The sequence below is a fragment of the Streptomyces sp. NPDC002958 genome (assembly GCF_055563255.1).
In genome coordinates this window covers 1-15,084 of sequence record NZ_JBVHDS010000030.1, presented here as the reverse complement: position 1 = coordinate 15,084, position 15,084 = coordinate 1, and the positions used below count along the sequence as shown (strand labels likewise).

Here is a 15,084-nt window from a genome sequence, read left to right as displayed (position 1 = left end):
ACTCTCAACTCCCCACCGCTGTCCGACTTCAGGGTTGCTGCCCGGCATGCGCCGTTTCCACGCGGGCGGATCGAACAGTCCTGCCCCGAGCGCCCCCCCGTGTTCCCCCTGCCCCGTACAGAGAGACGATTGACCAGTCGTGAAGATTCCCTTGATCCGGCACCGAGCGAAGAATTCCAGCCAACTGCCCCGCCGAACGGTGTGATGCTCTGACAGGTCTCTTCTGCCGCTTTCGCGAATTTCATTGTCCGGAATACCGGGACAACTCGTGACCAACACGGGGAAGCGCGGCTGAAAATCGTCCGGACATCTCTTCGGATTGTCTCTCTGTCAGTAGTAGGCTCGCGCCGTTTGTTGACGGAACACGGCCCCCGCCCAGCGGGGTCGAACTGGGGGAGGCCATGCGCTTTCGCGGAAAGTCCATCCGCAGGAAGATCGTGGCGTTGCTTCTGGTGCCGCTCGTCTCCCTCACAGGACTCTGGGGTTTCGCCACCTTTCTGACGGGGCGAGAGGCCAGTCAGATGTTGAGTGCGAGCACCATAGTGGAGAAGGTCGGCCATCCTCTGGAGGACACCGTCCGCGCCATTCAGAACGAGCGCCGCCAGACCCTTGTCTTCCTCGCCGACCCCAGGGCCTCCAACGCTCTTCCGCTTCTGCAACGCCAACGAGCGGCCACCGACGCCGTTGTGGCGGACGTCAAGGACAGCGCACGGCAGAAGGACATTCGCGACGCGCTGCGGCCCGAGGACGAATCGCAGCTGAACTCGATCCTCGGCACGGTCGACGGCCTCGGCGCGCTCCGTGATTCGGTTGAGAAACGTACCATCGACCGTCTGAGGGCGATGGAGTTCTACGACCGCCTCATTGACCCCTGCTACCGCTTTCTGAACGGTCTCCGCACGATGGAGAACGTGTCGATGGACAAGCAGGTCCGCGCACTGGTCGGCATCTCACGAGCCCGCGAAATGCTCTCCCGCGAAGACGCCCTGGTCGCCTCGGCGCTCATCGCCGGACGGCTAACCGCTTCCGAACTGCGCCAGATCTCCGACCTCGTCGCCAATCGCAAGATGCTCTACGAGATCAATGGCGAGATGCTCCCGTCGTCGGAACGCCAACGCGTGAAGCAGTACTGGACGAGCCCGGACAGCGAGGCGCTGAGGACCGCGGAGAACACGCTCGTCAACGGCGGCCCCACCCAGGACCCGCGCGCCGTCGACGCCGAGCGCTGGCAGGAGGTGGCCACGCCGGTCCTGGACCGGCTGGCCAATGACTCCACCGAGATGAACAACCGTTTCCAGGACCGTGGCAAGCCCGCCGGCTACAACGTCCTGATCAAGGCCGGTGTCGCGGGCGTTCTCGGATTCCTTGCCCTGCTCGCCTCGGTGTTCGTCTCCGTACGCATCGGCCGTGAGCTCATCCGTGACCTCTCACGGCTCCGCAAGGACGCCCACGAGGTCTCCGGCGTGCGGCTGCCGAGTGTGATGCGCCGGCTCGCCGCGGGAGAACAGGTCGACGTCGAAACCGAGGCACCGCACCTCCAGTACGAACGGGACGAGATCGGCCAGGTCGGACAGGCCCTCAACACTCTGCAAAGAGCCGCAGTCGAAGCCGCGGTCAAGCAGGCGGACATGCGCCGCGGGGTGTCCGAGGTCTTCGTCAATCTCGCCCGCCGCAACCAGGTGCTCCTGCACCGGCAGCTGACGCTCCTGGACACCATGGAGCGCCGCACCGAGAACACCGATGAACTCGCGGACCTTTTCCGCCTTGACCACCTGACCACCCGCATGCGGCGCCATGCCGAGGGCCTGGTGATCCTCTCCGGTGCCGCACCGTCCCGTCAGTGGCGCAAGCCGATCCAGCTGATGGACGTGGTACGGGCAGCGGTCGCCGAGGTCGAGGACTACGAGCGGATCGAGGTCCGCCGGCTGCCCCGCATCGGTGTGGGCGGCCCCGCCGTCGCCGACCTGACCCATCTGATCGCCGAACTTCTGGAGAACGCCACCGTGTTCTCACCCCCGCACACCGCGGTCCAGGTGCACGGAGAACGCGTCGCCAACGGCTTCACGCTCGAAATCCACGACAGAGGCCTCGGCATGCCTCCCGATGTCCTCCTGGACGCCAACCTGAGGCTCGCGGAGACACCCGAGTTCGAACTCTCCGACACCGACCGGCTCGGTCTCTTCGTGGTCAGCCGCCTCGCTCAGCGGCAGAACGTCCGTGTCTCGCTGCAGACCTCTCCGTACGGTGGCACGACCGCCGTCGTCTTCATCCCGGCGGCGCTGCTCACCGACGCCCCGGAGACGCACGGCACCGGATTCCGTCTCGACCGCAGGTCGGAGAAGGCGATCGGCAGCGACGGAAGGGCAGCCGGCCAGGGACCCGGCAGCGACAAGGACCGCAGGAACGGCGTGCCGGACCGCCGGGCCACCGGCAGGCCCACCGGCCTCGCCCCCGTGCCCACCGGCCTTGTGGACCCGGCCCTGCTGGACGGGCCCGTCGAGCTCGAAGGGCCCGTAGGAGCGCTGGGCTTCGAGGCCGACCTCGTACTCGATCCGCTGCTGGATGCAGGGCTCGCCCCCCTGCTGGGCGGTGCGTCCGACATCGACGACACCGAGAGCGAACGCGGCGGTATCTTCCGGGCCCGCGACCTCCGGCACGACGGCGTCCGCGAACAGCATCAGCAGGCCTCCGACCAAGCGGGGCAGTCCGCAGCCGGTGTACGGGCGATGCGCCCCGGCGGCCCGGCGCCGTTGCCCCGCCGCAAACCGCCGACCCTGGTCACCGACAACGGCCGCAGAGTCGACGGGCCGGGCCGTACACACCCGACAAGCGCCGAGCACGACCCCTCACCCGGCCCGGCCGACACCGACGCCGGGAACAGGCCGTCGGCCGCCGACCCGTCGCACTTCGCCGCCGACACCGGCAGGCCCGCCGGACCGCGGCACTCCACCGAACCCCGGCAGCCCACCGGCTTCCGGAGACCCACCGAGTCCACCACACGGGCCGAGTCCACCACACGGGCCGAGTCCACTGCACTCACCGAGCCCGAGCCTCCGGCAGCCCCGGGCGCGGCCCGGGAGACCGTGGGCGGTCTGCCCCGTCGTATCCGGCAGGCCAGCCTCGCCCCGCAGCTTCGCGAGGTCTCCGGCGGCCGCGATGCGGAGCCGGCCAGAACGGAACCGGATCAGGACTTCGAGCGCGATGCGGACGAGGTACGCAGCCGCATGGCCTCGCTGCAGCGCGGCTGGCAACGCGGCCGTCGGCAGAACGCCGAGGACGTGACCGGTCCCGGTGACACAGCACAAGGAACCACTCCGGGAGGGGACGGTCGATGACCGCACCGAACGCCGCAGCACCCAATGCCGCACGCCAGGGCTCCGGCCAGCTCAACTGGCTCCTCGACGAACTCGTCGACCGCGTCGCCAGCATCCACAAGGCGCTGGTGCTCTCCAGCGACGGTCTCGCCACCGGCACGTCCCAGGAACTGACGCGCGAGGACAGCGAACATCTGGCGGCCGTCGCCTCCGGGTTCCACAGCCTCGCCAAGGGGGTGGGGCGCCACTTCGACGCGGGCAGGGTCCGCCAGACCGTCGTCGAACTCGACGAGGCGTTCCTCTTCGTCACGGCGGCTGGTGACGGCAGCTGTCTCGCCGTGCTGGCCGACGCCGACTCCGATGTCGGCCAGGTGGCGTACGAGATGACGCTGATGGTCAAGCGCGTCGGCGCCCACCTCGCCAACGCTCCCCGGACAACCGGTCCGTCCGCCGGGGGGTGAGTGGACGGCATGAGCGCTGACTCCTCCAGATCTCCGGCAACGCCCACGGACCCGCAAGCATCGCGGTGGTACGACGCCGATGCGGGCCCGGTGGTCCGTCCGTACGCGATGACCCGGGGCCGTACCAGCAGCGCCTCCCGTCATCGGCTCGACCTGATCGCGGTTGTCGTCCCCGAACCCGCGGCCGACGACCCCGGCAGGGACCAGACGCTCTCCCCGGAACATGTGGAGATCGTCGAACTCTGCAGTGACATGCCCCAGTCGATCGCCGAGCTCGCGTCCGGCCTGGATCTCCCCGTCGGGGTGGTCCGGGTACTGGTCGGGGATCTCGTCGAGGACGAGCTGGTGCACGTAACCCGTCCCGTTCCGCCGGCCGAGCTGCCGGACGTGAACATTCTTCGCGAGGTGATCAATGGTCTTCGGGCGCTCTAGCCGCAACAGGCGGCCCGTTGAGCCCGTAACCCTGAAAATCCTGGTGGCGGGCGGCTTCGGAGCGGGCAAGACGACTCTGGTGGGCGCGGTCAGCGAGATCAGGCCGCTGCGTACGGAGGAGAGACTCAGCGAGGTGGGCCGCCCGGTGGACGATCTGGCGGGCGTGGAGGCGAAGACCACCACCACCGTGGCCATGGACTTCGGCCGGATCACACTCCGCGAGGACCTGGTGCTGTACCTCTTCGGCACCCCGGGGCAGGACCGTTTCTGGTTCCTGTGGGACGAGCTGGCCCAGGGCGCGCTCGGAGCGGTAGTGATTGCGGACACCCGGCGGCTGGAGGACTGCTTCGCGGCGGTCGACTACTTCGAGCGCCGCGCGATTCCGTTCACCGTCGCCGTCAACTGCTTCGAGGGAGCCGACCGGTTCCCCACCGAGACGGTGCAGGCGGCACTGGATCTCGACCCCGAGGTGCCGGTGCTCATGTGCGACGCACGCGACCGCTCCTCCACCCGGGACGTACTGGTGGCGGTCGTCGAGCACGCCGTGGCCCGTGCGGAGCGTCCCCGCGAGCCCGCAACGACGTAGGGGCCCATCCGGCGGCCGCAGCGCGAGGAACGCGGCCCGTACCCGCGCCGACCGGGGTACGGGCCACGCGATGTTGCCTGACTGAACAGGGATTTTCACCCTGTGTGATGGGCCGTCGAGGCCACGGTCAGCGGTTGTCGGCGAGCCACTTGGCGGCGGTATCTGCCAGTTCCCGGTCGCGGCCCGCCAGCATCATCCGGATCATCTGTACGTCGCCACGCAGCGACCAGGCGGGATGCCCGAAGGTGGCCGGATTGTTCTTCTCGATCAGGAAATGCGCGGGCCAGGCGGTCCCGTACCCGATCAGCGGCAACGCGGCCGCGTACCTCTTGCGCCCCCGAGCCAGGCCGTAGGCGGTGACCGCCAGCCCGGTGAGGGTGCCCGTCAGATGGACCCAGCGGGTCGCGGCCCTGGAGTGCATCGCGACGTAGTAGGGCCAGAACTCTTCGTATGAATCGAACGTCTGCTGTGACATACGGGCACCGTAATGGCACGAGTGGCAACCGGAAACGGCTGATCCGCGTCCGAGAAGGAGAACGGGCGGCCGGAACCCACGGGGGTGGTCCCGGCCGCCCGTTCCGCGCACCCGTGTCAGTGCCCCGCGACGGACCTCCTGGCCACCGGGAAATCGAAGTAGGTGTCCGGGAACAGCTCGGGCTTGAACGTGTAGTGCCACCATTCCTCGGCCAGATTCACAAAGCCGGCATCGGTGAGCGTCTTCTTCAGGAACTGCCGATGGGCGCGCTGTACCCCCTGGATGCGCGGGTCATCGGTGTGGGAGAGCGTGTCGAAGCAGTCGTATCCCGTGCCCATGTCCACGGAGTTGTCCGGGAAGCGGTCGCCCTGGGGCGCGTAACAGGCCACCAGTTTCTGGCCCGGCAGATACGGCCCGGTCGGCGCGGCGGGCAGTTTCACCAGCGTCAGGTCCACCGTGCTGCCGCGGCTGTGCCCGGACTTCCCCGCGATGTAACCGTCCGCGAACAGCCGCGTCTTGTCGACCCGGGGGTAGAACTCGCCCTTCATGGTCGCGTCGTCGAGATCCTTCGCCCACCGCACGAAGTGGTCGACGGCCCGCTGCGGCCGGTAACAGTCGTAGACCTTCAGCGAGTAGCCCTGCTTCAGCAGCCGGGCCTGCGCGCGGTGCAGGGCCAGGGCCGCGGGTCGGGTCAGGACGCAGATCGGTCGGCGGTAGCCATCCACCGGCACGCCCATGAAGTTGTGTGCGGTGGAGTAACGCATCTCCTGGATGATCGTCGGATCCACCGAACGCAGCGCGACGAACTCCTCGGGGGCCTTCGGCTCGGGCCTCGCCTGCGCCACGGGGGCGGTGGCGGTGACGGCGAGCAGGGCGGCGGCAGCGGCTGCCAGGACACGGAAGGCGGAAGCAAGACCTGTCATGGGCACATAATCCAGCAGTGCGGGGGAACCCGACAGGCGATCGGATACAGTCCGCGCGTGTCTACGCCCACGAGCAACCCCGAGAAGCCGGTCAAGGACTCCCACTGCGGCAACTGCGGAGCGCCGTACGGCGCCTCGGCACCGCCCAACGCCTGGCCCCGCACCTGCGCCGTCTGCGGCGACACCGCCTACCGCAACCCGCTGCCGGTCGCCGTGGCCCTGCTGCCCGTCACCGACCGGCACGGCACCGGACTCGTCGTCATCACCCGCACCATCCCGCCCCACCGCGGAGGTCTCGCCCTCCCCGGCGGCTTCATCGACCACGACGAGGACTGGAAGCACGCAGTCGTACGCGAACTCCGCGAGGAGACCGGCATCGGCGCGGACGAACAGGACGTCCGCCTCGTCGACGCCCTCAGCGCCCCGGACGGCCATCTCCTCCTCTTCGGCCTGCTCCCGAAACGCCCCGCAGCCGGACTCCCGCCCTCCGGGCCGACCGAGGAGACCTCCGGCTTCCAACTGCTCCGCACACCCACCGAGCTCGCCTTCCCCCTGCACACCAGGGCCGCCCGCACCTGGTTCGACGGCGGCTACCGCTGACCGGCCCGACCACGCCCGTACACAGCGGCCGGCCTCCGCTGCGCGCACCGGCCCGGCCTCCGTCCACCGCGATCCGAGCTACAACCCCCGTAGCCGCACCGGGTAGTTCACTGCCCCGTCCTCGCCCTCCCGCTCCACCAGAACCTCCCCGTCCACCAGCCGCGACGTATAGCGCTCGACCTCCGCCCGCTCCCAGCCGTCCCCCGCGTCCAAGACCACCGGACCGCCCCCACTTCGCCCCGCAGCCGGAGCCCACACCTCCAGCTCCACACCCCCGTCCGCACCCCGCACCGGCAGCACCGAACCCGCCCGTGCCAACACCGGCACCCGCGACAGCGGAGCATCGAGCAACACCTGACCGGGCCCCTCGTACACCTCACCCGTCGCCGTGTCGTACCAACGCCCCCGCGGCAACCGCACCGCACGGCGATCCGCCCCACGCTCGAGTACCGGCGCCACCAGTAGGGCGTCACCCAGCAAGAACGCGTCCTCGCACTCCCGCAGCGCCCGATCCCCGGGCGCACCCCACCAGAGCGGCCGCACATACGGCGCACCGGTCAGGCGGGCCAGCTGCGCCAGCGTCACGAAGTACGGGCGAAGCCGCTCCCGCTCCTCCAGCGCCGCCCGGGCGTGCTCCAGCACCTGCGGGCCGAACTCCCAAGGCTCCCGCCGCCCCGCGTCGATCGCCGCATGGGTACGGAACAACGGCATATACGCACCCAGCTGGAACCACCGCAGATACAACTCGGGCGACGGAGACCCGTCGAACCCGCCCACATCCGGCCCCGAATACGGAACTCCGCACAGCCCCAGCCCCAGCACCAGCGCGAGGGAGGCCCGTAGCCCGGGCCAACCGGTCTCCACATCACCGGACCACGTTCCCCCGTACCGCTGCATCCCCGCCCAACCGGAACGCGAGAACAGAAAAGGACGTGTCTCCGGCCGCAGCCGACGAAGCCCTTCGTACCCGGCACGCGCCATCGCCAGCCCGTACACATTGTGGGCCTCCCGATGATCACCCCCGCGGCCCTCCAGGCAGTGCCGCGCCGACCGCGGCAGCGTCGGATCCCCGAACGCCGCGAACGACACCGGCTCGTTCATGTCGTGCCACACACCTGAGAACCCCTGCGCAAGCCGTTCCTCGTACAGCCCGCCCCACCACTCCCGTACCCGCGGATCGGTGAAGTCCGGATACACGCACTCACCCGGCCACACTTCCCCACGCACCACCCGTCCCCGCGCGTCCCGGACGAACGCCCCGCCGCTTCCGACCGCCGCACCCGTATCGAACACCGCGTACCCCGGCTCCGCCTTCACCGCCGGGTCGACGATCGACACCAGCCGCACCCCGTCCTCCCGCAACTCCTCCGTCAGCCCCGGCAGATCGGGAAAGCGCTCGCGGTCGACCGTGAACACCCGATGCGCGTCGTGGTGGTCGATGTCCAGATGCAGTACGGACAGGGGCAGCCCCCGCTCCCGGTACCCGGCAACGATCCGCCGCACCTCCCGCTCGCTCCCGAACCCCCACCGCGCATGCTGCGGACCCAGCGCCCAGGACGGCGGCAGCGCAGGCGCGCCCGTGAGCGCCGTCCAGCCCTGAAGCACCCGGGCCGGCGTACCGGCCATCACCCAGCAGCGCAGCGGCCCCCCGTCCATCCGCACCTCGCACATTCCCGGACGGTCATGGCCGGACCCCGCACCCTCCTCGCCCTCGCGCAGAGTCACCCGGCCCGACCAGGTGTTGTCGTGGAACACCAGATGCGTCCCGGCATCGGAGACCACCAGCTGCACCGGCATCGTCAGATACAGCGGATCGTCCCCCGGCCCGAAGCGCCCACCAGGATCGGTGTTCCACAGCCGGTACACACCGTCCCGCAGCCGTGGCCCGGACGCCCGTCCACCGAGCCCGAAAAACCGGGCGTCCGCCGGCACCTCGGAACGCTGCACCCACCGAGCGGCACCACCCGCCACTGGCTCCCACCAGCGCGGCGGCAATTCTCGCCGGAGCACCACCCCGCCCGGTGTACGCAGTTCCACGGCCCCGTGCCGCGACACCGCAACGGTCAGCCGCTCCGAGACCACCTGCCAGCCACCGTCCTTGTCCGGTTCCAGCTCGGTCCGAGGATCCGGCTCCGGTGCCGCACCGGCGAGGGCGTACGACGGCAACGGCTCCGCCCCGTCCCAGCCCCAGAACACCGAGCCGCCCACGCACACCCGGACCCACAGCTCCGAACGCGCGAACCGCACCACACCCCCGCCCGGCTCCGGCTCCGCCCCCACCACAAGGCCCGGCACCCTCGCCCGCTCCGCACCGCGCCGCGGCAGCGCCCGCGCATCCGCATTCCGGCGCTGCCAGGAGGAGCGCACCGTGCGCAGCCCCTGCACCGAACCGACCATCTTCACTAAGCGCACCAGGTCGCGACCGTCCATGCGGCTCACCCTGCCATCCGACGGGGCGGGTGCGAACCCCGTTCAACTTCCGTTCACCCGTGGCCGGACCACATATCCGGACACGCGACCATGGGTGGCGAACCCTGGTGCGAACGACAATCACATGGCATCGTCCGTAAAAGCCGCCTCACGTGCACATTCCAACACGTGTGCGCGCGACGCACGCCCACCCCGCGTACCCGTACAGCCAGGGAGCCGCCCCATGACCGCAGCAGCCAACGAAGCCCCCCTCTGGCAGCCCGGCCCCGACCGCATCGCGGCCGCGGCCGTCACCCGCTTCCAGAGCTGGGCGGCCGAGCGGTTCGGAGCACCGGCCGAAGGCGGCTACCCGGCGCTGCACCGCTGGTCGGTCGACGAGCTCGACACCTTCTGGCAGGCCGTCGCCGACTGGTTCGACGTACGGTTCGCCACCCCGTACGAGTCCGTCATCGGCGACCGCACCATGCCCGGCGCCCAGTGGTTCCCCGGCGCCACCCTCAACTACGCCGAACACGCCCTTCGCACCGCCGAGGACCCCCTGCGCGCCGACGCCCCCGCCCTGCTCCACGTCGACGAGACCCACACCCAGGTCCCCATCTCCTGGTCCGAGCTCCGCCGCAAGGTCGGATCGCTCGCCGCCGAACTCCGCGCCCTCGGCGTCACACCCGGCGACCGCGTCAGCGCCTACATCCCCAACATCCCCCAGGCCGTCGTCGCCTTCCTCGCCACCGCGGCCGTCGGCGGCGTCTGGACCTCCTGCGCCCCCGACTTCGGCGCCCGCAGCGTCCTCGACCGCTTTCAGCAGGTCGAACCCGTCGTCCTCTTCACCGTCGACGGCTACCGCTACGGCGGCAAGGAACACGACCGCTCCGGCACCGTCGCCGAGCTGTGTCGCGAACTCCCCACCCTGCGCGCCGTCGTCCACATCCCGCTGCTGGGCACCGAGGCCCCGGAGGGTGCCCTCGAATGGTCCGCCCTCACTTCCGCGGACACCGAGCCCGTCTTCGAACAGGTCCCCTTCGACCATCCGCTGTGGGTGCTCTACTCCTCCGGCACCACCGGACTCCCGAAGGCGATCGTCCAGTCACAGGGCGGCATCCTGCTCGAACACTTCAAGCAGATCGGCCTGCACTGTGACCTCGGCCCCGACGACCGGTTCTTCTGGTACACCTCCACCGGCTGGATGATGTGGAACTTCCTCGTCTCCGGCCTGCTCACCGGGACCACACTCGTGCTCTACGACGGAAGCCCCGGCTACCCGGACGTCAGCGCCCAGTGGCGCGTCGCCGAACAGACCGGAGCGACCCTCGTCGGTACCTCCGCCGCCTACGTCATGGCCTGTCGCAAGGCCGGCATCCACCCCGGCCGCGACTTCGACCTCTCCCGCGTCCAGTGCGTCGCCACCACCGGCTCCCCGCTCCCGCCCGACGGATTCCGCTGGCTCCACGACGAGGTGGACGACAACCTGTGGATCGCCTCCGTGAGCGGCGGCACGGACGTCTGCAGCTGCTTCGCCGGCGCGGTCCCCACGCTCCCCGTGCACATCGGCGAACTCCAGGCCCCGTGCCTCGGCACGGACCTCCAGTCCTGGGACCCCGCGGGCAAGCCGCTCATCGGCGAGGTCGGCGAACTCGTCGTCAACGCGCCCCTGCCCTCCATGCCGATCCGCTTCTGGAACGACCCCGACGGCACCCGCTACCACGACAGCTATTTCGACATGTACCCCGGCGTCTGGCGCCACGGCGACTGGATCACGATCACCGAACACGGCTCGGTCATCATCCACGGCCGCTCCGACTCCACCCTCAACCGCCAAGGCGTACGGATGGGGTCCGCCGACATCTACGAAGCCGTCGAGCGGCTCCCCGAAATCCGGGAATCCCTCGTCATCGGCCTCGAAGAGCCCGACGGCGGGTACTGGATGCCGCTCTTCGTCCACCTCACCGAAGGCGCCGCGCTCGACGACGACCTGCGCAACAGCATCAAGCAGACCATCCGCGAGAATCTCTCCCCGCGCCATGTCCCGGACGAGATCATCGAGGTCCCCGGCATTCCGCACACCCTCACCGGCAAGCGCATCGAGGTTCCGGTCAAGCGCCTCCTGCAAGGCACGGCCCTGGCCACGGCCGTCAATCCCGGCTCGATCGACAATCTCGAACTCCTCCACTTCTACGAGGACCTCGCCCGCAGGCGTCGCTGACCGTCCGCGTTGTCAGTGCCCCTGATTACTCTGAGTGAGCAATGATCGACAGCGCACTGGGGGAGTCATGGCGCACACCGGAAACACCCAGCACAGCAAGTACACCGAGACCGGCAAGACCACCGGGGACAGCCGGTCCGGCACATCGATGCGACGCACGCTGCGCCGCGAAGCACCCAGCACCATCGGCCTCCTGGCCGACGCACAGGACTTCGCGGCGATGCAGCACTACCGCACCTTCACCTTCGACGACCACACCGTCTATCTGCAGCAGGTCGAGGGCCTGCTGAAGGCCCTTGCCGCGCAAGGCATGCACGCCACGGTCGCTCTCTTCGACCCCGAGGAGTACGCGGAGTTCTGCACCGAGTCAGGCATCGCTCCCGACGCCCCGGCCAGCCGCAGCCGCTTCACCGCCGAAATCGCCTCAGCCGGTGCCACGGTCGCATACACCGGACAACCCATCGACACCCTGATCCCGCTCCTGGTCAGCCGAGCCGTCCGCCAGGCCACCTGGGAGTACGCCACGATGATCCTGGCCGACCTCGGAGAATGCGCGGACTGCGGCCAGGACATCGGCCGCTCCGCCTTCGACCGGGCCTCCCACCTGCTGCTGCGCATGCTGGAGACGGCCGGCCCCGGCACCCACCACCTCGTGTGCAGTACTCCCACCGAGAGCGAGCATCTGCTCGCCGTCCTGCACACCGAGCGCGGCACCACGGGGCCCGCCCGCCTCGAATCAGCGGAAGGAGCCGAGTTCGTCACCGTGCTCGCCGTCGGTATCGCCCTCGAAAAGCCCGGGGGAGTCGTTCTCCGTACGAGCAGCCCCGGCACCCAGGACCGGGTCCACGGCTGGCGGCTGGCCCGCGGCAGCATGGTGCCGCTCACCGCCGGCGAGGTCTTCAGCGCCTACTGCACCGACGCAGACACCGGCGAACCCGTCGCCCCCGAGTCACACGTGGAGTACTGCGCAGGCTTCGACCTCGGCGCGGACGAACCGGAAACCCACCACTGACAAGCCGGAGGGGCTCCCTGCCACCATCGGCAGGGAGCCCCTCCACCACAGACACCGCGGGGCTACTCGCCCGACAGCACCGCCTGAGCCGCCACCCGCGCCTCTTCGGCGGAGTCCGCCGCACGCGCGGCGGAAGCGGCACGCTCGCACTGCGCAAGCGTGTACTTCGCCAGCGTGGCGCGGACATAGGGAATGGACGCGGCCCCCATCGACAACGACGTCACACCGAGCCCCGTCAGGACACAGGCGAGCAGCGGATCCGAGGCGGCTTCACCACAGACACCACAGCTCTTGCCCTCGGCCTTGGCGGCCTCCGCCGACAGCGCGACCAGGTCGAGCAGCGCAGGCTGCCAAGGATCCTGCAGTCGGGACACCGCACCGACCTGACGGTCAGCGGCAAAGGTGTACTGCGCCAGGTCATTGGTGCCCAGCGAAAGGAATTCCACCTCCTGCAGGATCGAGCGTGCCCGCAGTGCGGCGGACGGAATCTCCACCATCGCGCCGAACTTCGCCGTCAGCCCGGCCGCATGGCAGGCGTCGGCAAAGGCCTTCGCGTCCGTACGGTCCGCCACCATCGGGGCCATGACCTCGAGGTGGACGGGCAGACCCTCGGCCGCTTTCGCCAGCGCGGTCAGCTGGGTCCGCAGCACCTCGGGGTGGTCCAGCAGACTTCGCAGCCCCCGCACACCCAGCGCCGGGTTAGGCTCGTTGGCCGGGGTGAGGAAGTCCAGCGGCTTGTCGGCACCGGCATCCAGGACCCGCACCACGACACGCCCCTCGGGGAACGCGTCGAGCACTGCCCGGTACGCCGCAACCTGCTTCTCCTCGGACGGCGCCTTCTTGCTGTCGTCCAGGAACAGGAACTCGGTACGGAACAGCCCCACGCCCTCCGCACCGGCCTCGACCGCCGCCGGCACATCGCCCGGCCCACCGACATTGGCGAGCAGCGGAACCTTGTGACCGTCGGAGGTCGCGCCGGGACCGGTCGAAGCGGACAGCGTGGCTTTGCGCGCCGCAGCGGCACTCTCCATCTCCGCACGCTTCTCGGCACTGGGTTCGACGAAGATCTCACCGGTGCTGCCGTCCACCGCGATGACCGTGCCCTCGGCCAGCTCACCGGCACCGGGCAGCGCAACCACGGCGGGCACCCCGAGCGCGCGCGCCAAAATCGCGCTGTGACTGGTCGGCCCGCCCTCCTCGGTCACAAAGCCGAGCACCAGCGCCGGGTCCAGCAACGCCGTGTCGGCGGGCGCCAGGTCCCGCGCGATCAGCACGTAGGGCTCGTCGCTGTCCGGTACACCGGGCATCGGCACACCGAGCAGGCGAGCCACGATCCGGTTGCGCACATCGTCGAGGTCGGCAACCCGCCCCGCCAGGTACTCCCCGGCGTTGGCGAGCAGCGCCCGGTAGGCGGCGAACGCGTCGTAGACGGCGCGCTCGGCGGTGCTGCCGACGGCAATGCGCCGATCCACATCAGCCATCAGCTCGGGGTCCTGCGCCATCATGGCCTGAGCCTCGAGCACATGCTGAGCCTCACCACCGGCCAGGTTGCCGCGAGCAACAAGGTCGGCAGCCACGGCTTCAACGGCCTGGCGAGCGCGCCCCTGTTCGCGCTCCGCCTCTTCGGCCGGAATCTGCTTGGCCGGCGGTTCGAGCACCGCCGTACCCATGTGACGCACCTCGCCGATCGCCACGCCGTGACTCACACCGACGCCTCGCAGCGTTGTCTCCATTTCACCCGTCCCCGGTTGTGCGGCGGCCCGTGCCCCCGCGGTGGATATCCAGTCGGCTGTCACTGCGCCGAGCCCGTCACTGCCAGCCGAACAACGTGTCGCCGACCTTCACGTCGCCGTCCTCGTGGACGTCGGAGAGGGAATCGACTGTGGCTTCCAGAGCCACGATCGGGCACACGGGGGACTTGCCGGCCGCCTCGACGCCCGCAGGGTCCCACCGCACGATGCCCTGACCGCGCGTGACCGTGTCCCCCTTGTTCACGAGCAGTTCGAAGCCCTCACCATTGAGCTGAACGGTGTCGATGCCGAGGTGGACGAGCACACCGTGTCCGTGCTCGTCCACGACGACGAACGCGTGCGGGTGGAGGGAAACAACGATGCCGTCGACTGGCGATACGGCTTCGGACAGCTCGCGCACAGGGTCAATGGCGGTTCCGGGACCCACCATCGCGCCGGAGAAGACCGGGTCCGGTACCGCGGCGAGCCCGATGGCACGTCCGGCAAGAGGGGACGTCACAGTGGTCATAGGGAACCTCCCAGGGGTGGAGTTCGAATGGCGCCGTCACGGGTTGTGGGCGACGACGTACTGTTCAGCAGAGTAAGTCATAAGAAGTTCCGGTTCCGTCCGAGTCCTGGCGGTTCTCGGCCTTAGAAGGGCACCGGAAACGATTTGCCTCGACTCTCGGCGGCCTGTACTGTCGTACTCCTGCCTGGCCCCAGCGCGGCTTTCAGCCGGGGGTCGGCGGCGACTTTTAAGTCCTGCATCTAACCCGGATCGGCACCTGCATGCCTGCAGGAGGTTGGTCAAGGGAAATGAAAAGGCCTGATAGAGTCGGACTCGCCGGAAAGGGAAACGCGAAAGCGAAGAACTGGAAAGCAGCCCCGCTTCGACCGGGAATCGGACACGAAAGAGTCTGA

General features: G+C 69.4%; 12 protein-coding genes. 7 read left to right on the top strand and 5 right to left on the bottom strand.

Features of this window, described 5'->3' with window-relative positions; genetic code table 11:
- The first annotated feature begins 401 nt into the window (after positions 1-401).
- From ACZ3IC_RS30375 to ACZ3IC_RS30360, 4 genes are read left to right on the top strand one after another with little or no spacing between them, the layout of a single operon-like run.
- Entirely contained in the window at positions 402-3,335 is a 2,934-nt protein-coding gene (locus ACZ3IC_RS30375; protein ID WP_467421403.1) for a nitrate- and nitrite sensing domain-containing protein, read from the top strand.
- Entirely contained in the window at positions 3,332-3,775 is a 444-nt protein-coding gene (locus ACZ3IC_RS30370; RefSeq protein ID WP_467421401.1) for a roadblock/LC7 domain-containing protein, read from the top strand. The genes ACZ3IC_RS30375 and ACZ3IC_RS30370 overlap by 4 nt, the downstream gene beginning before the upstream one ends.
- Before the next feature lie 9 nt (positions 3,776-3,784).
- Positions 3,785-4,207 (top strand): DUF742 domain-containing protein, encoded by a 423-nt coding sequence (locus tag ACZ3IC_RS30365; protein WP_467421399.1) that lies wholly within the window; start codon positions 3,785-3,787, stop codon positions 4,205-4,207.
- Positions 4,188-4,793 carry a GTP-binding protein gene (locus ACZ3IC_RS30360; protein ID WP_467421397.1) on the top strand — a complete coding sequence of 202 codons (606 nt, stop codon included), beginning with the start codon at positions 4,188-4,190 and terminating at the stop codon, positions 4,791-4,793. The genes ACZ3IC_RS30365 and ACZ3IC_RS30360 overlap by 20 nt, the downstream gene beginning before the upstream one ends.
- Positions 4,794-4,920: 127 nt before the next feature.
- Here ACZ3IC_RS30360 and ACZ3IC_RS30355 read toward each other — a convergent pair whose 3' ends face one another.
- Entirely contained in the window at positions 4,921-5,268 is a 348-nt protein-coding gene (locus tag ACZ3IC_RS30355) for an Mpo1-like protein (protein WP_467421394.1), read from the bottom strand.
- A 116-nt stretch (positions 5,269-5,384) separates the two neighbouring features.
- Positions 5,385-6,191 (bottom strand): M15 family metallopeptidase, encoded by an 807-nt coding sequence (locus tag ACZ3IC_RS30350; protein ID WP_467421392.1) that lies wholly within the window; start codon positions 6,189-6,191, stop codon positions 5,385-5,387.
- Positions 6,192-6,248: 57 nt separating this feature from the next.
- On the opposite strand from ACZ3IC_RS30350, the gene ACZ3IC_RS30345 reads away from it, so the two are divergent.
- Positions 6,249-6,791, top strand: a complete 543-nt coding sequence (locus ACZ3IC_RS30345) for an NUDIX domain-containing protein (RefSeq protein ID WP_467421391.1) — start codon at positions 6,249-6,251, stop codon at positions 6,789-6,791.
- A gap of 78 nt (positions 6,792-6,869) precedes the next feature.
- On the opposite strand, the gene ACZ3IC_RS30340 is transcribed toward ACZ3IC_RS30345, so the two are convergent.
- Positions 6,870-9,221: a glycoside hydrolase family 31 protein gene (locus ACZ3IC_RS30340; protein WP_467421388.1), complete on the bottom strand. Its 2,352-nt coding sequence runs from the start codon at positions 9,219-9,221 to the stop codon at positions 6,870-6,872.
- A gap of 223 nt (positions 9,222-9,444) precedes the next feature.
- On the opposite strand from ACZ3IC_RS30340, the gene ACZ3IC_RS30335 reads away from it, so the two are divergent.
- Both ACZ3IC_RS30335 and ACZ3IC_RS30330 read left to right on the top strand, forming a co-directional pair.
- Positions 9,445-11,421, top strand: coding sequence for an acetoacetate--CoA ligase (locus tag ACZ3IC_RS30335; protein WP_467421386.1), 1,977 nt, complete (start codon positions 9,445-9,447; stop codon positions 11,419-11,421).
- Positions 11,422-11,488: 67 nt separating this feature from the next.
- On the top strand, positions 11,489-12,433 hold the full coding sequence (locus ACZ3IC_RS30330; RefSeq protein WP_467421384.1) for a hypothetical protein: 945 nt from the start codon (positions 11,489-11,491) through the stop codon (positions 12,431-12,433).
- 62 nt (positions 12,434-12,495) lie between these two features.
- On the opposite strand, the gene ptsP is transcribed toward ACZ3IC_RS30330, so the two are convergent.
- Entirely contained in the window at positions 12,496-14,166 is a 1,671-nt protein-coding gene (ptsP, locus tag ACZ3IC_RS30325; RefSeq protein ID WP_467421383.1) for a phosphoenolpyruvate--protein phosphotransferase, read from the bottom strand.
- 76 nt (positions 14,167-14,242) lie between these two features.
- Entirely contained in the window at positions 14,243-14,692 is a 450-nt protein-coding gene (locus tag ACZ3IC_RS30320) for a PTS sugar transporter subunit IIA (RefSeq protein ID WP_467421381.1), read from the bottom strand.
- Positions 14,693-15,084: the final 392 nt, after the last annotated feature.